This is a genomic window from Algimonas porphyrae, from assembly GCF_041429795.1.
GTDB classification, from domain to species: Bacteria; Pseudomonadota; Alphaproteobacteria; order Caulobacterales; family Maricaulaceae; genus Litorimonas; species Litorimonas porphyrae.
Map to the genome: position 1 here is coordinate 2,193,020 of NZ_CP163424.1, position 23,340 is coordinate 2,216,359.

The 23,340-nt window shown below is 59.8% G+C and carries 19 protein-coding genes; 6 read left to right on the plus strand and 13 right to left on the minus strand.

The genetic code is table 11. The annotated features are described in order from the left end of the window. Nucleotides 1–106 precede the first annotated feature (106 nt). The 7 genes from tilS to tolQ all read right to left on the minus strand — a co-directional run bounded on the left by tilS (nt 107) and on the right by tolQ (nt 6,216). Entirely contained in the window at nt 107–1,276 is a 1,170-nt protein-coding gene (gene tilS / locus AB6B39_RS10685; RefSeq protein WP_371398565.1) for a tRNA lysidine(34) synthetase TilS, read from the minus strand. Then, on the minus strand, nt 1,270–2,133 hold the full coding sequence (ybgF, locus tag AB6B39_RS10690; protein ID WP_284370540.1) for a tol-pal system protein YbgF: 864 nt from the start codon (nt 2,131–2,133) through the stop codon (nt 1,270–1,272). The genes tilS and ybgF overlap by 7 nt, the downstream gene beginning before the upstream one ends. 85 nt (nt 2,134–2,218) lie before the next feature. After that, nucleotides 2,219–2,794: a peptidoglycan-associated lipoprotein Pal gene (gene pal, locus AB6B39_RS10695; RefSeq protein ID WP_284370538.1), complete on the minus strand. Its 576-nt coding sequence runs from the start codon at nt 2,792–2,794 to the stop codon at nt 2,219–2,221. Between the two features lie 135 nt (nt 2,795–2,929). Then, a complete protein-coding gene (gene tolB, locus AB6B39_RS10700) occupies nt 2,930–4,240 on the minus strand; it encodes a Tol-Pal system beta propeller repeat protein TolB (protein ID WP_371398566.1) in 1,311 nt (436 codons plus the stop codon). Nucleotides 4,241–4,254: 14 nt separating this feature from the next. Beyond that, nucleotides 4,255–5,073 carry a hypothetical protein gene (locus tag AB6B39_RS10705; RefSeq protein ID WP_371398567.1) on the minus strand — a complete coding sequence of 273 codons (819 nt, stop codon included), beginning with the start codon at nt 5,071–5,073 and terminating at the stop codon, nt 4,255–4,257. Continuing rightward, the gene (locus tag AB6B39_RS10710) at nt 5,073–5,519 is read right to left on the minus strand and encodes an ExbD/TolR family protein (protein ID WP_348520145.1); all 447 of its coding nucleotides are present in this window, start codon (nt 5,517–5,519) and stop codon (nt 5,073–5,075) included. Before AB6B39_RS10710 ends, AB6B39_RS10705 begins: the two co-directional genes overlap by 1 nt. A 1-nt stretch (nt 5,520) precedes the next feature. Beyond that, nucleotides 5,521–6,216, minus strand: a complete 696-nt coding sequence (gene tolQ, locus AB6B39_RS10715) for a protein TolQ (RefSeq protein ID WP_371398763.1) — start codon at nt 6,214–6,216, stop codon at nt 5,521–5,523. Between the two features lie 310 nt (nt 6,217–6,526). Here tolQ and AB6B39_RS10720 point away from each other — a divergent pair, with 310 nt between their 5' ends. Continuing rightward, nucleotides 6,527–6,871: a hypothetical protein gene (locus tag AB6B39_RS10720; RefSeq protein ID WP_284370529.1), complete on the plus strand. Its 345-nt coding sequence runs from the start codon at nt 6,527–6,529 to the stop codon at nt 6,869–6,871. A 40-nt stretch (nt 6,872–6,911) separates the two neighbouring features. Here AB6B39_RS10720 and AB6B39_RS10725 read toward each other — a convergent pair whose 3' ends face one another. From AB6B39_RS10725 to AB6B39_RS10735, 3 genes are all read right to left on the minus strand, one after another. After that, nucleotides 6,912–8,483: an acyl-CoA synthetase gene (locus tag AB6B39_RS10725; protein WP_284370527.1), complete on the minus strand. Its 1,572-nt coding sequence runs from the start codon at nt 8,481–8,483 to the stop codon at nt 6,912–6,914. A 15-nt stretch (nt 8,484–8,498) separates the two neighbouring features. After that, on the minus strand, nt 8,499–9,656 hold the full coding sequence (locus tag AB6B39_RS10730; RefSeq protein ID WP_284370525.1) for an acyl-CoA dehydrogenase family protein: 1,158 nt from the start codon (nt 9,654–9,656) through the stop codon (nt 8,499–8,501). Nucleotides 9,657–9,875: 219 nt separating this feature from the next. Further along, complete coding sequence (locus tag AB6B39_RS10735; RefSeq protein ID WP_371398568.1) at nt 9,876–12,533, minus strand: TonB-dependent receptor; 2,658 nt, start codon at nt 12,531–12,533, stop codon at nt 9,876–9,878. Between the two features lie 150 nt (nt 12,534–12,683). On the opposite strand from AB6B39_RS10735, the gene AB6B39_RS10740 reads away from it, so the two are divergent. The 3 genes from AB6B39_RS10740 to AB6B39_RS10750 all read left to right on the plus strand — a co-directional run bounded on the left by AB6B39_RS10740 (nt 12,684) and on the right by AB6B39_RS10750 (nt 17,188). Then, entirely contained in the window at nt 12,684–13,436 is a 753-nt protein-coding gene (locus AB6B39_RS10740; protein WP_284370521.1) for an HpcH/HpaI aldolase family protein, read from the plus strand. A gap of 166 nt (nt 13,437–13,602) precedes the next feature. After that, nucleotides 13,603–14,811 (plus strand): acetyl-CoA C-acetyltransferase, encoded by a 1,209-nt coding sequence (locus AB6B39_RS10745; protein ID WP_284370519.1) that lies wholly within the window; start codon nt 13,603–13,605, stop codon nt 14,809–14,811. A 25-nt stretch (nt 14,812–14,836) separates the two neighbouring features. Beyond that, the gene (locus AB6B39_RS10750; RefSeq protein ID WP_284370517.1) at nt 14,837–17,188 is read left to right on the plus strand and encodes a 3-hydroxyacyl-CoA dehydrogenase NAD-binding domain-containing protein; all 2,352 of its coding nucleotides are present in this window, start codon (nt 14,837–14,839) and stop codon (nt 17,186–17,188) included. Between the two features lie 58 nt (nt 17,189–17,246). On the opposite strand, the gene AB6B39_RS10755 is transcribed toward AB6B39_RS10750, so the two are convergent. The 3 genes from AB6B39_RS10755 to AB6B39_RS10765 form a co-directional block, all read right to left on the minus strand. Then, nucleotides 17,247–18,197: a hypothetical protein gene (locus AB6B39_RS10755; RefSeq protein WP_284370515.1), complete on the minus strand. Its 951-nt coding sequence runs from the start codon at nt 18,195–18,197 to the stop codon at nt 17,247–17,249. 607 nt (nt 18,198–18,804) lie between these two features. Then, nucleotides 18,805–19,602: a hypothetical protein gene (locus tag AB6B39_RS10760; RefSeq protein ID WP_284370513.1), complete on the minus strand. Its 798-nt coding sequence runs from the start codon at nt 19,600–19,602 to the stop codon at nt 18,805–18,807. Next, nucleotides 19,583–21,031, minus strand: coding sequence for an MFS transporter (locus tag AB6B39_RS10765; protein WP_284370511.1), 1,449 nt, complete (start codon nt 21,029–21,031; stop codon nt 19,583–19,585). Before AB6B39_RS10765 ends, AB6B39_RS10760 begins: the two co-directional genes overlap by 20 nt. 112 nt (nt 21,032–21,143) lie before the next feature. Between AB6B39_RS10765 and AB6B39_RS10770 the strand changes: the two genes are divergently transcribed. Next, nucleotides 21,144–22,547 (plus strand): flavin monoamine oxidase family protein, encoded by a 1,404-nt coding sequence (locus AB6B39_RS10770; protein WP_284370509.1) that lies wholly within the window; start codon nt 21,144–21,146, stop codon nt 22,545–22,547. Beyond that, nucleotides 22,544–23,263, plus strand: a complete 720-nt coding sequence (locus tag AB6B39_RS10775) for a Crp/Fnr family transcriptional regulator (protein ID WP_284370507.1) — start codon at nt 22,544–22,546, stop codon at nt 23,261–23,263. Before AB6B39_RS10770 ends, AB6B39_RS10775 begins: the two co-directional genes overlap by 4 nt. The last annotated feature ends 77 nt before the right edge of the window (nt 23,264–23,340 follow it).

Genomic DNA, 23,340 nt, shown 5'->3' on the forward strand with positions numbered 1-23,340 from the left:
AAGGGGGACGTGACGCTATACATAGGGCAGTCGCGCCATTTTGAAAGCGACAGGACTGTCATGTCACATTGTTTTTATACGGTGGAGACGGGTTTTTACGTCGCACTTACGTCTTTCGGGTTCGATCCATGCAGGAGGGCTTGCAATCTTCGGTCCACAAGGTTGTCGATCCGCACGTCACGGCCATAGAGAATGCGGTATCCGACATGGTGACCACGCCGCTCCGGCTGAATGATTCCCCCCCGCCGCGCAGCAGAAAACGGCCATCCCAGACGATCGGCGCCGAGCCGATCTCCTGCCGTATCGCGGTTGGGGGCTGGCGACCATCCTGCCGCCCCGTCATGGCGACGGGATCGCGCGACAGGGTCAGACGCTGTCCGTCCCACTGCGCCAGACAGCCATGACCGATGGCAAGGCGGGACTGCGCGCTCAGCGACGTGAGATGGGCCGCGATGCGGCTTCGGTCCGGCGGGCCTGCCTGCCCGCCAATGATCGGCGCCAGCGCGGCCAGTGTCGGCGCGTCGATCAGCCGGGGCACGCTCAGCAATCCCTCATGGCTTAAATGATAATCCCGCAGCTGACGCCGCATATGTTCCCGGTCCCGCGCCAGTCCGGCCTGCATATCCGCAGACAGAGCCAGCATGTCGGCGCGCACATCTGGACGGCTGGCCAGATAGTGTCGGGTGCGAATGCGGTTGAAGCGAATGTCCCGGTTGGATGGGTCTTCGATCGGCGACAGCGCCTGCGTCGAAGCGCGGAGCGCCTCCCGACTGATCGAGAGAACGGGCCGCACAAGCGTGATGCCCGCCAGCTCCGGCCAGACGGCCCCGTAGCGACGGGACTGCATGCCGGCCGCACCCCGCCATCCGGACCCCCGATCCAGCCGCATCAGGACGGTTTCGGCCTGATCGTCGGCATGATGCGCCGTGACTAAATGATCGAGCCTATGCCGCCGGCAATAATCGCCCATGAGCTGATAACGCGCGCGCCGCGCCTTGGCCTGCAATCCGGTTTTCGGTGGTTCATAGGGGTGCCAAGTCAGGACGGTCACATCCCACCCATATTGCGAGGCCAGAAGCCCCGCCATCGCCGCTTCGCGTTCCGAACTGTCGCGCAGGCCATGATCGACATGCAGCACCGCTTTCAGTCCAGGATGATCCTTCAGGGCCGCCAGCAGGGACAGGCTGTCGCCACCGCCGGAATAAGCCAGAGCAAAATGTGGGGCATCATCCGGCAAGCGCGTTGCCAGATGGGCGCGGACCGCCTCGCTCAGCACCCGGTTCGGCTGGCCTCGAGCGCAGCCTTGTCGCGGCTGGCCTGAGAAGCATTCGGATATTGGCCATCAAAGGAGGCCAGCGCGGCGCAGGACTGCTCGGGCTGGCCCATTTCGCGCAAGGCCGCCGCCAGTTTCACCAGCGCATCGGGTGCGCGCGAGCTCTCCTGATCCACTTGTAGCGACGTCACATAACTTTCCGCCGCCGCATTGAAGCGCCCTCGCACGAAGTAGCTCTCGCCGAGCCAGTAATGGATTTCGCCCGCATCAGATGCGTCTGGAAAAGCCTGAAGATACTGGATGAAAGCGGCTTCGGCCCCGGCATAATCCTCTTCGGCCAGACGGATTTTTCCAGTTTCACCCATTTGCGACGCGTCATTGCCGGGATTGTCTTCAGCGGGCGGCAAGACGAAATCCTCGAGCCCGCCCTCAGGGGGACCAAGTATCGGCGACAATGTAGCCGGGCCGTCCGCATAGGTCTCATCGACCTGCGGTTCGGGACGGCTGGGAACGCCGCGCGCGATTTCGTCGAGCTGGATTTTCATCGCGGTCGACTGGTCCTGCATCAGGCGAACATCATCCTGCAGCGCCGTGAATTCCCGGTCGGATATCTCCGCCTCATACGACAGACGCTCGATCTCGCCGCGTAATGTCCGGATCGTCGCCTCCAGCGTGTCGATCCGCGACATCAGACGTTCCGCCGCTGGATCACCCGTCAGCATGCGCGCCTCAAGACGGTCGACACGCTCACGCAGGGCGGCATTCTGCGCGGCCAGCTCGGCACGGCTCTGCGCATAGGCGGGCGCCCCCATCAGGAGGATCAGAACCGGGATGAGAAGAAGGCGGATGAAAGACGTCATGAGGCCAGTCTAGACTGCCATTCCGGAAAGTGCTGCCCCGAATGGCAGCCCGCCCGGAATAGCCGCTCGCAATAGGCGACCCTGTTTAGCTCTGGCCGGATGGACGCAGATTGGTGAAGCCATTTCGGTTTCGCGCCCAGCCTTCCTCATTGCTGCGCGCATCGATCGGACGTTCCTTGCCGTAGGATACGGTCGTCAGACGGGAGGGGTCGACACCCTGGCTGACCAGAAACGCCTTGACGCTATTGGCCCGACGCGCGCCGAGCGCAATATTATACTGACGCGTTCCGCGTTCATCGGCGTGACCTTCGATAACGGCATCGTAACCGCGGTAGGCCGTCAGCCATTGCGCCTGCTGTCGGAGTTTCGCCCTGGCCTCGGGCGTGAGCGTGAACTGATCATACCCGAAATAGACGCGCGCTTCGCCACCGCTCTGGAAGGCAAAATCCTGGATCGAGCCGGGGACCGGGCCTTGCGGCTGGGTCTGCACTGGCGGCAGCGGTCGGATGACTTCCGGCGCGCGCTCTTCGACCATGGGTTCAGGCAGATCTGCGATGGGTTCCGGTTCGGGTTCGGGCATCGGCTCGGGCGCGGAGGCGCAAGCGGTGATCAGAAGTGCCGTTACCGAAGTCACGGCCAGCAAGCGAAGCGTAGAAGTCATGTTCCGTCCAGTCTTTCGTTTGTTGCTTTCAACTATGTCTAGCCCGTGTCGTCAAAGGCGAATTCGTGAAACTTTAAAAAGGGTCGCGGCGAAATTGTGGCCATTTCCGCTTTTTGCGGCTGAATTCGGCGCGCGTCAGTCCAGAATTGGTGACCAGGCCGGATCCGTCGCCTGTCCAGGCGTGTCGACACGCTTCAGGTTGCGACCGGTCAGATCGATCGACCATAATTCCGCCCGCGAATCCCGCCCGCGCGACTCGCGCGTGAAAATGATGACCCGCCCATTCGGCGACCAGCTCGGCATATCGACCAGATATCCATCCGTCAGAATGCGCTCGCCACTGCCATCCGGATCCATGACCCCAATGGCGAAGCGCCCGCGATTCTGGCGAACGAAAGCGATCTTGTCGCCGCGCGGACTCCAGACGGGTTGGTTGTAGCGTCCATCGCCGAAGCTGATCCGCTTGGGGTTCGAGCCATCGGCATTCATCGTGTAGATCTGTGGCGTGCCGCCCCGGTCGCTCTGAAACACGATCCGCCGACCATCTGGCGAATAGCTGGCCGACACGTCGATACCGGCATCAGTTGTCAAGCGCTGCGTCGAACGGGTTCGCAGGTCCATGGCGTAGATATCGACATTGCCGCGCTGTTCCATCGACATGATCATGCCCTGCCCGTCCGGCTTGAAGCGCGGCGCGAAGGTCATACCCGGAAAACTGCCCAGCAGTTCGCGACGCCCTGTCGCGATGTCCAGGATATAGACCTGAGGCGGCAAGGTCTCGTAGCTCATGAAAGCGATCGTCTGGCTGCTCGGGTCGAATTGCGGGCTGACGACAAGGTCCGATCCGCCAAGCAGATATTGCGGGTTGAAACCGTCCTGATCCATGATGGCAAGACGCTTGATCCGCTCCGTCTTCGACCCGCGCTGATCCACGAACACGATGCGCGAGTTGAAATAGCCCTCTTCGCCCGTCAGCGCCTTGTAGATCGCATCCGACGCCTTATGCGCGGTCCGGCGCCAATTATCAGGCGTCGTGGAAAAGCGGATGCCCTGCAATTGCCGCCCCGCAAACACATCCCAGAGCCGGAATTCGACCCGGACCCTGTCAGCCCCATCGGCCACGACACGTCCTGAAACGAGAGCATCGGCGCGAATGACGCGCCAGTCCGCGAATGTCGGCTCATAATCGATGTCGGTCTGGGTTTCGAGGAAGCTGGCCGGGTCGAGCGCACGGAACAGCGCACTGCCTTCCAGATCGGACCGAATGACGGACGCGATCTGCGCGCCGAGCCGCTGCGTGTTCGCCTCCGTCCCGATAAAATCGGGAACGGCGATCGGCACCGGATCGATATTGCCTTCCGTAATATCGACTTCGATCTGCGCGATCGCCGGTTGGGTGAATAACAAACCGACAAGCGCGGCGATCAGGGTCAGGATACGAAACATGGTCGCTCTCAGTCTCACAGTTGCGGACGGAAGTTCAAGATCAGTGATTCCCACTGATCGAACTTGTCCGCTGGAAGAAAATCATAGGGTGCGCATTTCTTGACGGCCTGCATGGCGCGCATCTCCGCCACGTCCCAGAACGGATTGCCCGGCGCGGCACGGCGCGATGCGGCACGATCGATCACCCGCACGTCCTTGATAAAACCACCCGGAATCATGTCGACATGCAGGCGGACCACCAGCTTTTCGAGGTCTTTGGCATCGACGGGCTTGCGCCAGCACCGATACATGGCGCTGTTCAAAGCATCCAGTTCGGACAGGGTCATCGCATTGCCGGCCCCGATGCCTTCGCGGGCACGGTCGGAATAGACGAGACGCTCCGAAGGCCCTTCCTCGGCGATCTGCGAGTTTGCGACCAGGGATGTGTCCTTGGACTTGTCGATCAGGCTGGAAATGCGGTCCAGATCGAAGGCTGGCGCTTCGGCCACCTTTTCAGGTTCGGGTTCGGGATCCTCGACCGGATCATCATCGGCCTCCACAGGGGGCGGCGTGATTTCGGCCATCTCATCGGGGGCGATCCTGGTCGTGTCGGACGCGTCCGGCGCATTGTCCGCAGCCGTCAGAACCTGCATGGGTTCAGGCTCGGGCTCGGGGCCTGGCTGCGGCGCAGGGCGTTTGAGCGAGGCACGGATATTGGTGAATTCGTCGACCGTTATCAGTTCGACAGGGACGATGCGGCCCTGTTCCATCGGTTCGACGGCCGTGAAGGCGAACCCCGCCCCGAAGATGACGCCTGCATGCAGGATCAGCGATATGGGCAGGCCTGCGCGCATTACTGATTGATCGGATCCGTCTGCAAGTTCAAGTTGGAGAAGCCTGCCGCATTTACGCGCGCCATGACCCGCATCACGGCGCCATAATTGGAATCCTTGTCGGCCCGCATGATGATCCGTTCGTCATAGCCCGCATCCGAAATGGCGACGAGCTTGGCCACCAGATCCTCGATCGGGACTTCCTCTTCCTGTAGAAAGACCAACCCGTCCGCATCGACGGTGATGGTCAAGGGGTCCTGCTGGGACGGCAGCGCCTTGGCGTCGGTCTTGGGAAGATCGATTGGCACACCGACGGAGAGGAGCGGTGCGGCGACCATGAAGACGATCAGAAGCACCAGCATGACGTCAACCAGCGGCGTGACGTTGATCTCCGAACTGACGCGAGAGCGGCGATAGCGCCTGCGCCCGCCATTGCGGCCGACGCCGCGTTGTACCGACATGCCCATATCAGCCGCCCGCGTTCAACTTGCGACCCAGGATGGCGGAGAGTTCGTCCGCATAACCTTCCAGGCGACCGCCATATTTGTCGATGTCAGTCAGATACATATCGTAGAAAATCTTGGCCGGGATCGCCGCAATCAGGCCGAGCGCGGTCGCGAAAAGCGCTTCGGCAATGCCGGGCGCTACGACGGCCAGGTTCGTGCTCTCTGACGCGGCAATCGCGCGGAAGGAGTTCATGATCCCCCAGACCGTGCCGAACAGGCCGATAAAGACCGAGATGGACGCCACGGTTCCCAACACGGGCAAACCTTTTTCGGCTTTGGCCAGTTCGCGGTTGATCACGAGGTTCATGACCGAGTCGATTCGTTCATGCTTGGCGTTGGTACTGCCAATCCGCTGCGTTCCGCTGCCCTCATTATATTCGCGCATCGCTGCGGCGAAAACACGTGCCATCGGGTCCCGCGCATCATTGCCCAGCGCAGCCGAGAGTTCGTCCAGCGTGCGACCGGACCAGAACGTATCTTCGAAATCGGTCGCGCGCCGTTTCAAAAGCGTGATCATGATGAATTTGTCGACCGCCACGACCCAGCTCCAGACCGATGCCAGCACGAGGATCAGCATGACGGCCTTGATGACCCAATCCGACATCATGAACAGCGACAGGAAGGAGTAATCCCCCACCGAAGCGGGCTCGACTTGCATGATACTCAGGGCGATCAGGCTCACAATCATCAATCCTTTATCAACCGGGCCGGATGAAACCGCGGCGTCTTCTCATAAGCGACGCGCCCGCGCGGGAAACTTAAAGGGCCGTAAGGCTTTCAAGTTCACGACGGAAGGGTCGTGCGCACTGCATTGTTGCGCGGTTAATTCAACATGTTTCGGGAAAGAAAGTCTTAACCATCACGTCATGCGATTCTGTGCCATTGGTGCTTGATTGCGCCGTGATCATGTCACAATTTTGACGCCATGGTGGGCCATGTAGCGACACCATCCTACCGCTGGAGATACCATGCGCGCGCTTATTCTATCCCTATCCTGCCTGACGGTTCTGTCAGCGTGTCAGACTGTCCCCGACGATATGGACACATCGGTCAATATCGACGTCCCGGAGATGCGGACCTGCACACCGATGAGTGCCTTGCAACGGGTTGAAATTCCGGCTGTGACGCGAACCTTCACCGCGATCACGGAAATCGAGAACGAACCCTATGAGCCGATCCAGAAGAAGGAGACGATCGTGCGGGAAATCGAACCGGCGCGTGTAGTCTTCCTCAACAGTGCCGGCGCGGAAGTCACCGATATTTGCGAAACCGAGATCAATCCGAGCGGGATGACGAGCGAAGGGTCCTTCTAGGGCCCTTCCTATCGCGCTGCGGAGTTTCCGGCACGCCGCTCTAAGAAGCGGACTGGCGCAACATGTCGGGCACGGATTTGCGAAGCTGATATTTCAGAACCTTGCCGGAGCCGCCGCGCGGCAGTTCCGTCACGATATGCAGATGGCCGGGCAGCTTGTAGCGCGCCAGGCGTCCTTGCAGATGCGCCAGAACATCATCCAGCGTACAGCTTTGATCCTGTTCCAAGACACCGACGACGCAGCCGGTTTCTCCCCATTTCTCGTGCGGCACGCCGATGACGGCGAGCTCTGAAAATTGCGGCATTTCGAAGATAACGCTTTCGATTTCAGCGGGATAGACGTTCTCTCCGCCTGAAATATACATGTCTTTCACGCGGTCTTCGATATAGACATAGCCATCCGCATCCATGCGACCAATATCGCCTGACCGGAACCAGCCATCATCGGTAAAGCTGGCCGCATTGGCTTCGGGGTTACGCCAGTAACCGGGCGTTACGGACGCGCCCTTGAACAGAATTTCGCCAGTCTGACCGCGTGGCACCTCTTGTCCGTTCTCATCGACGACCCTGATGCGCGAATGCGACAGGGGCCGCCCGGCACTGCCGATCCGGTGCGGAATATCTTCTTTTCGTAGTGTCGTCCCTGCGGCACAGGTTTCGGTCATTCCGTAGCCTTCCTGAATGACCAAGCCCTTTTCGAGCCAGAAATGCGACAAGGGTTCCGGCACGGTTTCGCCACCGCCCAGTGCGATCTCGATCCGGGAGAAGTCGATCTTGTCGATATCGGGATGCAGCCGCATGGCGTTATACGCCGCAGGAACCATGAACAGAACAGCGACGCTCAGATCAGGGTCATCGATCGCTTTGAGTGTCGCATCGACATCGAAAATTCGCATGATGACGCAGCACCCGCCGATCCAGAGGCAGGGCAAGGCGGTCACGCCCAGTCCGCCAATGTGAAACAACGGCATATTGTTGAGGCTGACACGATCCGGTCGCGCATCTCCGACGCGCATCGCCCCGGCATTGGTGAATTCGATCATGCCATGCGTAATGATCACACCTTTCGGGTGTCCCGTTGTGCCCGACGAATACATCAGCAGTGCCTGTTCCGAATAGGTCTGCGGATGGAAATCATAGACGGGGCTCGCCTGAGCCAGACCCGCTTCGTAATCGCTATCCTTGCCGACGCCTGTTGTGTGAATCCAACACTTAACGGATGGGCAGGCCTCCACCGAAGCCTTTGCGACACCGGCAAACGGCTCATCGACGAGGACGAGCGAGGCTTCGCTGTCATTCAGAATGTAGATCAACTCAGGCGGTGTCAGCCGGAAATTCAGCGCCAGACAGACGGCACCGACCCGCCAGCAGGCAAAGATCAATTCCATCACATCGGTAGTATTCAGGCACAGAAAAGCCACCCGATCCCCGGGCGCGATCCCGCGGTCCTTAAGCATGCCAGCCGCCCGTGCCACGCGTTCATGCATGTCGGCGTAGGTGAAGACGCGTTGGCTGGCGAGATCGACCATGGCGCGCGCATCCGGTTTGGTCGCCGCGTGATATTCGATCCAGTCGATGACTTGATTGAAATCGCTGTAAGCTTTCTGTGTCATCTCATAACCCCAACTCTAAAGACCCATCTGGCGGACGGCCAAGTCTCTCATGATTTCTTCGGACCCACCGCCGATCGCGATGACTTTGACATCCCGGTAGATCGATTCAACCCGGTTTCCGCGCAAGTAACCCGCACCACCCAATATCTGCATCGCCTCGCTGGCGACGAATTCGAGCGCCTTGGTGGCGAAGAACTTCACCTTGGAGAGTTCCGCTACCGGCATTGTGCCCTGTTCGATCGTCGCGCAGATGATCCAGAGATGGCTGCGCAGTGCATCGATCCGGGCGCTCATATCCGCAATCTTGTGACGGATAACTTGATGCTTAATCAATGGCTTACCGAAGGTTTCTCGCTGTTGCGCCCAGGCGATACTGTCTTCCAGCGCCGCCTCCATCATGCCGAGTGAGATCGAGGCCAGGCTCAGGCGCTCATAATTGAAATTGTTCATGATCTGAATGAAGCCGTAATTTTCCTGCCCCATCAGATTATCAGCCGGAACGCGCAGATCATCGAAATAGAGCGTCGCCTGATTGGATGCCCACCAGCCCATTTTCTTGCCCAGTTCCGTGCGCGAAAATCCGGGCCGGTCCGCTTCGACGAAGAACAGCGAAATCCCAGCCAGCCCCTCGCCGCCCGTACGCGCGCCAACGACGAAATAGTCGCTCTCCATCCCGCCCGTTATGAACGTCTTGGAGCCGTTGAGGACCCACATATCGCCGTCACGTCTGGCCGTCGTTTTAAGGCGCGCAACATCCGATCCGCCGCCCGGTTCGGTGATCGCTAGGGACGACCCGACCCGTCCGGCAATGATCTCCGGGAGAATTTCTGTCCGGATCCGATCATTGGCAAGGCGCTGAATCGGATCGAGCGAAATGCCCCGCCCGCCGATTGCCGCGCCAATGCCGCCGACGCCGCAGCGCGCAATTTCGATGGCGGCATCCATACGCATGAACGGATCATCAAATCCCAGCCCGCCATAAGCCTCGTCGATCCCAAAGCCCCACAACCCCAGCGCCCCGAACTTCTCATGAATGGCCCACGGCACTTCACCGGCCTCGTCCCAGTCGAAGGCATGGGGTGTAATCTCACGCGCCATGAAATCACGGAGCATCTCGCGGAAAGCGCGGCGTTCAACCGTGTCGAACGGATTGGCAAGTGTCTGACGTGTCATGACCTGAAGGCCTAGCGGGACGACATGGGCGCTGCAATGACATGTGAGACGCCATCACAAGGGGGCTCATGACGGCAATGCACTTTACGGCAACGACATCACGCGACAATCAAACGCGCATAAAAAAGGGCCGCCCCCTCCGGACGGCCCTCCTCCCCAACGAAGCGGATGCGTCGGCTTTGCAGCCGACTGGGATCCGCCTCACCCCGTGAGTAAGTTTTAGAAGTTCTTCCGAAGGCTGACACCATAAGTGCGCGGCTGGTTCGGGTAGGAACTGATCGTACCCGCCTGCACGACGCCCGGGAAGGCGCTGGTGAGCGTTTCGTGGTTGAAGATGTTCCGACCCCAGAAACGGATATCCAGTCCGCTGTCGAGGCTGAAGCCAAGCGCCGCGTTCACATTGCTGGTGTCACGTGTGACGCCTGGAATGTTGTCGACGACCTGGATTTCGTCTTCATACTGATAATCGGCGCGGATGAAGGCATCGATCTTCTCGGACAGCGAGAACTCATACTGGCCGGAGAAGGACAGAGAGACTTCGTTGATGCCGGCAGGCTGTTCGCCCGACAGATCGCCAATCCCGTCATTCGGCAGACCGAAGGCCTGATCTTCGACACTGCCCTGAACAACCGGAGCACCGCGATAGTCGTCATATGTCGGATCCTGCAGAATACCTGCAAAGCCGAGGGTCAGACCATCGACAGGGGTGAAGGTCGAGTCGAACTCGATACCCTGTGTCGACTGTTCACCCGCATTGGCAAGAACGAAGCCCGTGCCCTGGAAGATGGTCGACTGGAAGCCTTCGATCGTCTGATCGAACAGCGCCATATTGAACGCACCCCAGCCGAAACGGGCTTTCAGACCGATTTCGTAGACTGTGGACTCTTCTGGACCCGCAAAGCGTGTACCGAAGTTACGACCTGTGCGGACATTATAGTTCGTCGGCAGCAGACCGGCTTCGAACAGCGCAGGACCGCTATTGATGAACGGACGGGAGTCGCGCGTCAGGTTCCAGGAGGATGACTTCCAACCTGTCGATGTCGATGCATAGATGTTGAGATTGTCACTCACCTCGAATGCACCTTTGACCGTGTAGGTGAACTGATCATCATCCGTGATGCCAGGTTCGACAGCATTGCCGAAAGCGAGGAATTGCGGCTGGAACTGCAGCGGCAGAAGACCGGCCAGCGGACCGTTCGGATCGGCAGCAGAGGCTGCAGAGCCTGCCAGCACCAGATTGACATAGCCTTGTGCAGCTGGACCGAAAGCGCCCGAGGCCGCAGCCTGGAAGTTGGCGGGCGTAAACGCGATGCCAAGCGCCTGCTGGAAGGACGGAATACCCGCCGCCGCATTGCCGTTCAGGAACAGACCGGTCGAGATGACCTGTGTCCCATCAGCGCCTGTTAGCGACAGGTTACTGAACACGTCATTATTGACGGTGGACGCAGTGACCTGCTTGTTGTCGTTCACGTAGGAGCCGCCCAGCGTGACCGTAAAGCGGTCCGTCAGTTCATAATCGACATTGGCGAAGAGCGAGAAGCTCTCATTGTCCTGTGTGAAGGTCTCGTTGATCTGAACATTATCGTTGAAAAACGTCCCCGGCGCAAAGCCCAGTGACGCTTCGATACCGGCCAGCGGAGACGCTGCTGGGCCGAGAACCAGTGACTGACCACCCGATGCCAACGCATCGATATAGCCGCGCAGCTGATTGCCGTAATCCAGACCCGAGTTCTGATCGATCAATTCGTTGAAATAGAAACCGCCGACAAGCCAGCTCAGCGGGCCACCGCCTGTTGAAGCCAGTCGGAATTCCTGGGTGAAGGTCGAAATGTCGACGCCTTGGAAAACATCTTCCAGAAGTTCCAGTGACGTGAAGTCATTGTCGCTTTCATAGAAGGCATTATTGGCACGCTGCGCTGTGATCGACGTCATGGTGACGCCGCCCAGCCAATCGAAGTCCTTGTCGATCTGCAGCGACAGGCCTTCATCCGTGATTTCGTTGTTTGTCGCGCGATTGGCTGTCGTCTGATAGCTGAACGTATCGGTCAGACCGGGAACCGTTCCGCCCAGAGCCTGAATGATACCGACTGTCGGACCCGCCACGACCGTGGTCGTACCACAGCAATTCTCGTCAATCGTCGAGCGGTCGGCAATGATGCGGACTGACAGATCGTCGGTTGGCGTCCAGAGCAGCTGGCCGCGAATATTGAAGCGGTTCAGATCATTGAACTTGCCGCCGGCCGTTCCGGGAGCCGGATCGAAATAACCATCGCGATACTGATAACCACCGCCCAGGCTGAAAGCGACATTCTCGCTCAGACCCGTCGAGGCATAGCCTTTGACATAGCCGAGGCCGTAATTGCCGAGACCGCCTTCAACGTAACCATTGCCCTCAAAGTCCGGCTCTGCCGTGATGACGCTGACAACACCCGCTGAAGCGTTCTTACCGAACAGGGTCGACTGCGGCCCTGACAGAACCTCGATCCGCTGCAGGTTGGGCAGGTCGGCGATTTGAGCCGCGGCGCGCGACCGATAGACACCATCGATGAACAGGCCGACGGATGGCTCGATCCCGATATTGTTACCGCCATTGCCGAAGCCGCGGATGATCAGTGTCGAGTTGGCCGAGTTCTGCAGCTGCGAAACCCTGAAGGTCGGAACGACGGACTGCAGGTCCTTGATGTCGAGGATCTGTGCCTTTTCGATCACATCCGCGGTCGTGACGGTCACCGCAACGGGTGTGTCCTGCAGCGTTGTCTGACGCTTCGTGGCCGTGACGATGATCTCGTCATCGAATGTGTCCTGAGCGTAAGCCGGTGTAACAAGAAGAGCCAGCGCAGCCGTAGAGGTCGCAAGTAGCGAACGTGTCTTAGTCATGGGGTTCCCGTGGTTATTGTCCAAGGCCGCTTTGTGCGGCTTTGGACCCGAATAGGCAGAGGATGACAATCTCGCAAGCTCTGTTTGTCATGGATCATGGAATCTCGGCCAGCTGTTGTTTTCATGCCACAGGCCGGGCAAGACGGGCCCATGAGCTTTCGTGACCGTCTTGAATCCGGCGACCTTATCTGGGGTCCCTTCTACACATCCCCTGCAATCGCCCATCTGGAAGCGACAGCCCGGATCGATTGCGACTGCGTCTGCCTGGACGGCGAACACGGCGTTTTCGACAGGATCGATCTCAATCTGGGCATTCTGGCCCTGCGGGCCGCCGGTCGGGCGGCAATAGTCCGGATCGCCCAGAACGATCCGTCCCTGATCGGGGCTGCGCTCGATTCGGGGGCCGATGCCATTCTCTGCCCCCACGTCCGCACGGCTGATGATGCCCAATCGCTCGCAAGTCACGCCCGTTACGCTACGGGCCGCGGCTTTTCGGGCTCGGTCCGATCAGCGGCCTATGGCGCGCAGTCTCTGACGGAACAGATCGTACAGGCCGATCGCCATATTGCCGTCATCGCCCAGATCGAAGACGCCGACGCGCTCGACCATGTCGAGCCCATTTGCGCCACGCCGGGACTGGATGCGATCTTCATCGGTCGGTCCGATCTGACCGTTTCGATGGGGAAAACGGATCGGGACGACCCGGCCGTCACAGACGCCGTCATCCACATTGCCGAGACGGCCCGTCGCCACGGAAAAAGGATCGGAACCTTTGTCGGAACGGCCAGCGAAATCCCGAAATGGCGCGCACATGGTGTCCATTTCTTTTTGATGGGATCTGATATCAGCCTGCTGATCGCAGGTGCCAACGGGCTGGCATCACAGATCCGTGAGCATGGCTGACGGGCTGAAACTGTCCCCTTTGCCTGCATCCTTCATGCAAAGTTGGGGTTCAACACAACACGGATGAAGCGTGGAATCACAGCTACCGGCCCTTCCCTTGCCCGGCTGCCGCGTATTAGAGGCAGCGCAACTTAACTGACACACTCGGAGCAAGGGAGTTTCGACCATGGCCGAAGCATTCATCTACGACGCGGTGAGAACACCGCGCGGCAAAGGCAAAAAAGACGGCAGCCTGCACGAAATCACGCCTCTACAGCTCGCCGCACAGGTCATGAAAGCCATTCCGGAGCGGTTGAACATCGACAAGGGCGAAGTCGAAGATGTCGCCTTTGGCTGTGTGTCCCCGGTCGGCGAGCAGGGATCGGTCATCACCCGCACGGCTGTGCTCGAGGCGGGCTATCCGATCCAGACCTCCGGTATACAGGTCAACCGCTTCTGCGGCTCGGGGCTGGAAGCCACCAACATTGCAGCAGCCAAGGTCATGTCCGGCGAATGCGACATCGCCATGGGCGGCGGCGTCGAAAGCATGAGCCGCGTACCCATGGGTAGCGACGGCGGCGCCATGGTGGCCGACCCGGAAGCCATGTTCGACCTCTATTTCGTGCCGCAGGGCATTTCAGCAGACTTGATTGCAACAAAATACGGCTTTTCCCGCGACGATGCGGACGCCTATGCCGTCGAAAGCCATAAGCGCGCGACCAAGGCCTGGGACGAAGGCCGTTTCGACAAGTCGATCATTCCGGTCAAGGATGTGATGGGCGTCGAAATCCTGGCCCGTGACGAAACGATCCGTCCCAAGACGGATATGCAGGCCCTCGGAGCACTCAACCCGTCCTTCGCCATGCTGGGACAGAACTTCGGCTTCAATGACGTCGCCAAACTGCGCTATCCAGAAGTCGAAGCGATCAACCATATCCACCATGCCGGCAACAGCTCCGGTATCGTCGACGGGGCGGCCGCGGTGCTGCTCGGCAATAAGGATGCGGGTGAGCGCCTCGGCATGAAGCCGCGAGCGCGCATCGTGTCCATGGCGTCCATCGGCTCTGAACCGACCATCATGCTGATGGGTCCGGAAGTGGCGGCGCAAAAAGCCCTGAAACGGGCTGGCATGAAATCGACCGATATCGATATTTACGAGCTCAACGAAGCCTTTGCCGCTGTCGTGCTTCGCTTCATGCAGGCGATGGATGTGGATCATTCGATCATGAACGTGAATGGCGGGGCGATCGCCATGGGCCATCCGCTGGGCGCGACGGGTGCGATGGTGCTCGGCACCATGGTGGACGAGCTGGAACGGGCCGACAAGGAAACCGCCCTCGTCACGCTCTGCATCGGCGGCGGGATGGGCATCGCGACCATCATCGAGCGCGTTTAGGCCCAAAGGACGACAGGACAGGACAATGGCAGACTACACAACTTTTTCCGTCGAAACGGACGCGGACGGCATCGCCCTGATGACAATCGACGTGCCCAATCAGGGCATGAACGTCATCGACGAAAATTTCATGGCTGAAATGCCGCGTTTCTTCGACGCATTCATCGCCTCTGAAACGATGACGGGGCTCGTCATCGCATCCGGGCGCAAGAACGCCTTCATGGCGGGCGCCGATCTGCGCATGCTGGAAAAGCAGGACGGCACGCTCGACAAGGCTGCTTTTGAGGCGGGCATGACGCTCAACCGGGCCTTCCGGAAACTGGAAACGGGCGGTCATACGGATCGCGAAATTCAGCGTGAAGGCAAGAAAGCCAAGCCCGTTGCCGTCGCGCTGGAAGGTCTGGCGCTGGGCGGCGGCCTGGAACTGGCGCTGGCCGGCCACTACCGCGTTGTCGCAGACAGCCCCAAGGTGAAGCTCGGCCTGCCGGAAGTGCTGGTCGGACTTCTGCCCGGCGGCGGCGGCACGCAACGCGTGCCGCGTCTGATCGGACTGCAGAATGCCGCGCAGATGATCACGACCGGGACCAATCTCAACGCTCAGAAAGCCAAGGCGCAAGGTCTGGTCCATGAAGTAGTCGAGCCCGGGACAACCATCGACGCCGCCAAAGCCTGGGTGAAGGACAATATGGCCGGCACATTGCAGCCTTGGGACGTGAAAGGTTTCAAGGTTCCGGGCGGCGCAGGCGCAACCAATCCCAAGGCCGTGCAATTCTTCTCGGCGGCCAATGCCATGGCACTGGCCAAGTCCAAGGATAATTTCCCGGCCATCAAGGCGATCATGTCCTGCCTCTATGAGGGCACCATGTTGCCGATGAGCAAGGCGATCGAAGTCGAGACCAAATATTTCCTCTCCCTGTTCGGCGATCCGGTTGCCAAGAACATGATCCGCACCCTGTTCGTGAACAAGCAGGCGGCGGAAAAGGGTGCGGGACGCCCCGACGGCATCGACAAGGTCGAGATCCGCAAAGTCGGCGTTCTCGGCGCTGGCCTGATGGGCTCCGGCATTGCGCATGTCACCGCCAAAGCCGGTATGGAGGTCATCAGCCTCGACCGCACGGATGAGGAGGCGCAGAAATCCGTCGCTTATACCAAGAAGATCCTCGACAAGCGGGTCAAACGCGGTCGCATGACGCAGGAAAAAGCCGATGCCTTTCTCGCGCGCATCACGCCGACATCCAACTATGACGATCTGAAAGATGTCGATTTGATCATCGAGGCCGTCTTCGAACGCCCCGACGTCAAGGCCGACGTCATCAAGAAAACCGAAGCGGTGATTGGCGACGATGTCGTTTTCGCGTCCAATACATCAACCTTGCCGATCGGCGGTCTGGCGAAACATTCCGAGCGCCCCGAACTGTTTATCGGCATGCATTTCTTCAGCCCCGTTGAGCGTATGCCGCTGCTGGAAATCATCCCGCATGACGGCACGGGCGATCGCGCGCTGGCTGTCGCCTTCGACTATAACAGCAAGATCAGAAAGACGCCGATCGTCGTGAAGGACGTGCGCGGCTTCTTCACCAATCAGGTTTTCCCGCCCTACATCAACGAAGCGGCCCTGATGGTGACGGAGGGCGTATCTCTGGCCCTGATCGAGAATAGCGCCCTGAATATGGGGCTTCCGATCGGTCCGCTGGCCGTGTCCGACGATACCACGCTGAAGCTGGGTTACGACATCATGCGCTCGACCCAGGAAGAAATGGGCAAGGATTACGTCCCGTCTGGTATCGAAGATTTCATGGAAAACATGGTCACCAAATGGGACCGGGCCGGGCGTCGTTTCGGCGCGGGTTTCTATGACTATGACGAGACCGGCAAACGCCTGGGCCTGTGGAAAGGCATGACCGATCACTATCCTTTGCTCGAAGACCAACCGACGCAGGAAGAGGTGCAGCAACGCCTGATGTATGCGCTTCTGGTCCCGAGTGCGCGCACCTATGCCGAAGGGGTCGTTCCCGACCCGCAAAGCGCCGATCTGGGCGCGATCTTCGGCCTTGGCTTCCCGCCTTGGACAGGCGGCCCGATGAGCTACATCGACACGATCGGCGTCGGCACTTTCGTCGCCACTGCCGACATGCTGGCCCAGCGCCACGGCGCACGCTTCACCCCGCCGCAGGGTCTGCGCGATATGGCTGAAAATGGTGAAACGATCTATGGCGGCGCGCCGACGACCTACTCCAAATCCGCGCTAGAGCGGATGCTGGAAGCCGATGTGGTCAAGATCGCCAACGGCATGGGTATCGCCGCCAGCGTCGATGATCTGAAAGCCGACACGATCGCCAAGATCCTGAACGCACAGGCGGGGAAGAAGGCCGCTTAAACGACCCTCAAGCTTATGAAATCAAAAGGCCGCCCAATAGGCGGCCTTTTTTACGGCCTTATTCGTCAACAGAGCAGCTAAAGGTCGTTTCACCGCCTTTGTGAGTTTTCCCCCACGTCTGGCCTTCATATTGTGCAGCCCCCGTCAAAACGTAGGGCGATTTGGCGTTTGCACGTGGGTTTGGCTTGATGTTGATCTGAAAGACTTCGCTGAAAGGATCAGACCAGAAAACACCAAGGGGTCCGGCGGCGTCTCGCTCGATATTATAGGCCGCCTTGAAGGTCAGCCGGGTCGTATCTTCACGAGGGCTTTCGGCGACCTTGGAAAATTTCGATAGATATGATGACCCGAGCGCTTTCGGGCGCGACCAGATATCTGCGGCGATCTGGCCCGATTTTAGTCGGCGAAAATTGATGTGATAAACGTCGGGTCGTAGAAGTATTCGCCCGTCAGAGTCTTTCACAACCGGGGCAGGATCGACATCGCACCGCCAATGGTCCTGGTTCGCCTTGACGCTAACGAGATAGTCCACCGGCGAGGGTATCGAAACGACGGCAGGACGCGGTGCCGGAAAGGCGATACAGCTTATATCCTCAATACCGAATTCGGATGTTCTTGTTCCCACCAGATTGTAAGGTTTATCGCTTTTCGGGTTAGCGCTCGGCACAATGGAAAGCTCGTAAGCATCCTTGCTGACATCGCCCCATTCCGCATAGGATGGCAACGGATCCAACTGGGCTTCCCCGGCGCGGTTGAGTACGACCTTGGCGGTTCCTTTGAGAATGTTCGCCGACCCGGTTCCATACATGATAATGTTGGACTGATAGATCTTCCCCTCCAATTCGGCTGCACTTTGGATACGCGCCGCCACATCAGTGAAATTGAAGTTCATGGAAAGAACGTAGTCCATGGGCACGCCTGTCGCATAGCGCGGCGTCGACTTGCATAACCATCTATCAGGCGGCTTTATGGTCTTCACATAGGACAGGCGCCTTTGCGCTTCGACCATCGGATGTTCATCTTGCGCCAAACTGGGCTGACCGGTTCCGATAAGAAGCACGGCGCAGGATAGGGTTACAAATCTCAGCATACTTTATGCTTCCGGCCCAGGGTTGTTTCTACGGCGACGTTTCACGATGCGTATGACTATCGACAAAGTCTTCGGGCGCTTCAAATGACAAACCATGTTAAGTAAACTGTCCCGCGACCAGGCGCCTTGTTTGCTAGCTCAACCCACGGCTAAACCAGCTGAAACCTGCCTGGCTGCCGCGACCTGCAGAAACCCAACCCCCGCTTGCGAAACGCGAGGCTACTTTACCCTCGTATCTTCGGTCATGCGGAGGGCGGGTAGGACGCTAACCGACCTTTGAGCCGGAGATCACGGTTCGGCTGTGATGTGGGTTTGCCCCCACGCTCAGCCAGTCCGGAGACACCGTTGAAGGACAGAAGGCTCCGGATGATCAGAACCGTGCTGCGGTGAAAGCCCGTTTTCGGCGGCAGCAATCGCCACCGCCATAGCCACCCTGGCCGGTCGCTGGACAGGCCGACGCCGCGGACGCCCTCCGCATCTTTTTCCTCTGCCGCCAGATCAGCGGTTGGACATTGGCGGCTGCGCGCTAGTCGAACGGCCCGTCGCAACCCTCCACTTCCGGCAGGCTGAACAGGCAGTCATCCAGTTCCGCATCGATGTGATGCCGGGTCCAGATCACTTCATTGGCCTTCACCCCATCATAATAGAGCCGGACGCGCCGCGGCTGCACCCAGTTCACGCCCGGGTTTGAATAGAAGTCCGAATAGATACGCTGATGCCAGCCGCGTTCCGTGTCGAAGGCAACACTGAGAATGGCGTGATCCGTATGGGCGATGGCGAATTGGGTTTCGCCGCCTGCCGGGTCCGTGACGCGCACCCAATAAGCCGGTTTGCCGTCGATCAGATCATCCGGCAGGCGCGACAGCGTATAGCCCTCATCCAGTGCGTGACGGATGACGCCAAACCCAAAATTGGAGGCCCAGCGCGCGTCAGAGGCACTTTCGGGCTGCGGACCCTGCGCCGTTGAGGTGACCGCCCCGTCAAAGGCGACATCGATGATCGGCACACCGTCGCGCAAGGATGTGATCCGGACCTTGCCGTCCGCGCGGTGCGCGTCCGCCTTCCCGGACTCATAAACCCGGTACATGGTGTGGCGCTCATGCCGTGTCGCTTCGCCGCCCCGATAGAAAACGGCGTAGCCGTCCATGGAGAGCGTCTCCGGTCGGACCCAGTTCTCGCCACCTGCCGCTGCGTGCGCCGCGCGCATAATGTCCGTGCCCGTGCGCTCCGGCGCGTCCGGAAACAGCGCCGGATAGTCCTGCGCCGTCGCGCAGGCCGACAGGAGCAGCGTCAGCGCGACCGCCTTAGTGAGCGTGCGGATCAAGGCCAAAATCCCTGTATTTGCCAAGCGTGAGCAGCAACGCTCCGCCGATCAGGAAACCGAAGGACGCCAGCATCAGAACGCCGGAATAGTCAGGACTGTCACCGCGGATCAGGTTGAAGATGATCGGCGAGGTGCCCGATCCGAGCCCGAAAGCAGCATAGATCAGCCCGTAGATGCGGCCATAGGATTTCATCCCGAAATAGCGGCTGACGAAATAGGCCATCAGATCGAACTCGACCCCCGCGGCGAGCCCCACCAGGATGAGCGCGACGACGTTCAGGGCGACGGGATGGTTCCCCATTAATATCCAGCAGCCGACCGCCGGCACGGACAGAAACACGAAGCCGATCAGCGGTGCCCAGATACGGTCGACCAGATAGCCCCCCACCAGCCGCCCAACCATGGTGGAAAGACCGATCACGCCAGCCCCGATCAGCAGGCTGGCCGACTGGTTCGCCGTATAGCCCTTGTCGAGCAGAATGAATTTGGAGTTGGCGATAATGCCGGAGACGACCGCGCCGAGCAGCATGAAACAGAATAGGATCACCCAGAAGCGGTAGTCGGCGTAAATCTCCTTGACCGTCAGTCCCGGCATCGGATTGACGTCCTGCTGCTTCGATTTCATGTAAACATAGCCGACATAGGCGAGGAAGAAGGCCGCCATCAGAGCGATCGCTTTCTGCGCACCGTTGGGCGTGCTGAGCACGGTAATGACGACCGCACACAGGGCGATGGCGATCAGGATTGGCACCCAGATCCAGCTCATCAGTGAGCGCTCCATCGACGTATCGACATCGGCGAGTTGTCGATCTTCCTTCTCGTCCCTGAACAGAATGATGGCGAGTGGAAGTGACAGGATCAACGGTAGAGCCCCGACGCCGACATAAGCCCAGCGCCATCCGAACGCGTTGATCATGGCTTGGATCGTGGGCGACGCAATGAAGCCGTAAAGTCCGGTGCCAGTCAGGGCGATCCCGAGGGCCAATCCCCGATAGCGGTCGAAATTATTGACGATGGCCTTGGTCCAGGTGATCGGCAGCGTCGCCGAGCCGAGCACCGCCGTGATGAAGAAAATCAGGTAGAAGACGCGCGGATCATTCGTCATCTGGGAAAAGGCCATGGTCCCAAGACCCAGCGCGACGATGGAGGGCAGCAGGACTTTCCGGGCGCCATATCGATCAACCAGCTGTCCCGCGACGGGCGCACCGATCAACACACCTGACGTCATGAATAGAAATCCGGCGGTGATGACCTCACGCGACCACCCAAATTCTCTGGCTAATTCCGGGCCGATAATGATCAGTGCCCAATAGGGCAGAGGCGAGAGGCACAGAGCGATACCGACCAGACTGGCCAAAACGATCGGCCAGCCTCGCCGCCATTCACCCATTTTCGACGTTCCGGCGTCGTCTCCGGCTAAATCCGCCATGTAGCGTCCCCCCAATTTTTTGTTTGCGACAAGCGCGCTTCTGCCCGACAACATCTCCCATGACTTGCGACATGACAAGGCGAAGTGGGTCTTCTGCTCGGCAATGCGTCTCATGACCTGTGATCTGACACGCCGACATACGCTTATCGGGCTGGCCGCCTCGTCTCTGCTGATGCCTGCCTGCCAGCCTTCCAGCCGCAAGCTGGACGCCGATGTGATCGTTCTCGGGGCCGGCCTGTCCGGTCTCTACACTGCCATGCTGCTGGAAGATTCGGGTTTCACTGTCAGGGTGATCGAAGCCCTGCCACGTGTCGGCGGACGCATGTTCACCCTCGATCACGGCGATGGCTATACGGAAGGCGGCGGACAGCAGATCGGGGCCAGCTATGCGCGCGTTCTGGATGTGGCGGCGGAACTGGGCGTCCCGCTCTATGCCGAGACCGGGCGGGGTCCGGCCACGTCCCACTATCTCAACGACGCGTGGCAATTGGGCAGCGTCGACATTCCGGTCTTTCCGGAGCCGTTCCGCAACACGCCGCCGGGGTCCGTTCTGTTCCGCCTGCTGGCCCGGACGCCAGGTTTCGACCGGCCCGATGGCTGGCTCGACCCCGCGCCGGAGCTGGACATCTCCGCCGCGCAATTCCTGACGCAGAACGGCTTTTCTCAGGCAGCACAAGGGCTGATCGATCGCGCGCTCAATGCCAATGACCTGTCCAGCTATTCCATGCTCAATCTGCACCGGACCTGGCAGCTCTACCAGCAAAGCGCCGGAATGGGCGCGACACAATATGTCGAAGGCGGCAGTCAGCGTCTGCCCGAAGCCATGGCGGCGAGCCTCAACCAGCCCGTCCTGACGGACCATCCCGTAACGGAGATTGCACTGGAAGCCGGTCGCGGCACGGTCCGGACATCGCGTGGGTCCTTTACGGGCGCGCACATCGTCTGCACCCTGCCCTTCCCGGCGCTGCGCCGGATCCGACTGTCGGGCTTCGATACGCCGCTGCCATTGACCGAAGCCATTGACGGGTTGGCCTACACGCAGATCATGCAGGTCCATATGCGCGCCAAAACCGACTATTGGACGACGGATGATCTGGCCCCGAGCCTCTGGACCGATACGGACCTGGAACGCGTCTTCGCGGATTCGGGCCGGGACGGCAGCCTGTCGGGCTTCCAGCGCGGATGGGTCAATGGCACGGGCGTCGCGCACTGGATGCACGACACGGCGAGTGCGCAGCAGCGTTATGTCCAGCGCCTGGCGGAATTACGGCCCGCCTCGCAGGGTCAGCTCGACCCGCTCGCCCTGATCGACTGGACCACCAATAATCCGTTCGCAGGCGGGGCCTATTATCACTGGCAACCCGGTCAGGCTGCGCGGTTTGGGCGCGATATGGGACGGCCGATCGGTCCTTTGCGTTTCGCCGGCGAACATCTCGGTCTATTGCACACGGGTATGGAAGCCGCCATGGAGTCGGCAGAACGCACCGCGCTCGACATCATAGAGGGGAATACGTGAGTAACCGGAAGGGACATCTGGCAGAAATGGCCGATGGGGCATCCAGCGCAGAACTGGACTTTCTATTCGCAGAAGGCCGGGAGCGAACATTCCAGCCCGGCGAGCATCTGATCACGGAAGGCGAGCGGACGGACTATTTCTACGACGTGCTGGACGGCACGGTCGCCCTGGCCCGCAATGGCCGGGACGGACGGCGGCAGATCCTGTCCTTTCTCGGCGCGCGGCAGTTCCTGGGCGCGAGCTCGACCGAGCGCTATCCCAATCTGGCAACCGCACTGACCGAAGTGAAGGCGATCTGCTATCCGCGCAATGCGCTCGAACGCGTGCTCGAAACGACGCCCGGATTTGCGTCCGAATTCCGGACGGTGCTGACCCGTATTCTGGAAAGCGCGCACGACCATGTCTATACGATCGGCCAGCGCAGCGCGGTCGAACGCGTCGCGTCCTTCCTGCTCTATCTGCGCGCCAATCAGGCCCGGTTCGATCCCGTCGGCCCGCGCGACAAGTCGACCCATATCGAATTGCCCATGACCCGGCTCGACATTGCCGACTTTCTCGGTCTGACGATCGAAACGGTCAGCCGCGCTTTTTCGTCGCTGAAACGATCCGGGATCATAGCCTTCAAGGACAGCCATTCCTGCGAGATCGTCAATCTGGACAAGATCCGGGAACTGGGTGGCCGGGAAGACTTCACAGAGCATCGCGGTCGCGCCTGAGCGCTGCATCCCGTCGTCTTGGAATAGGTCAAACGCCGATCGATCAGGCGCGCTACTAACGGCCCCTATCAATAAGG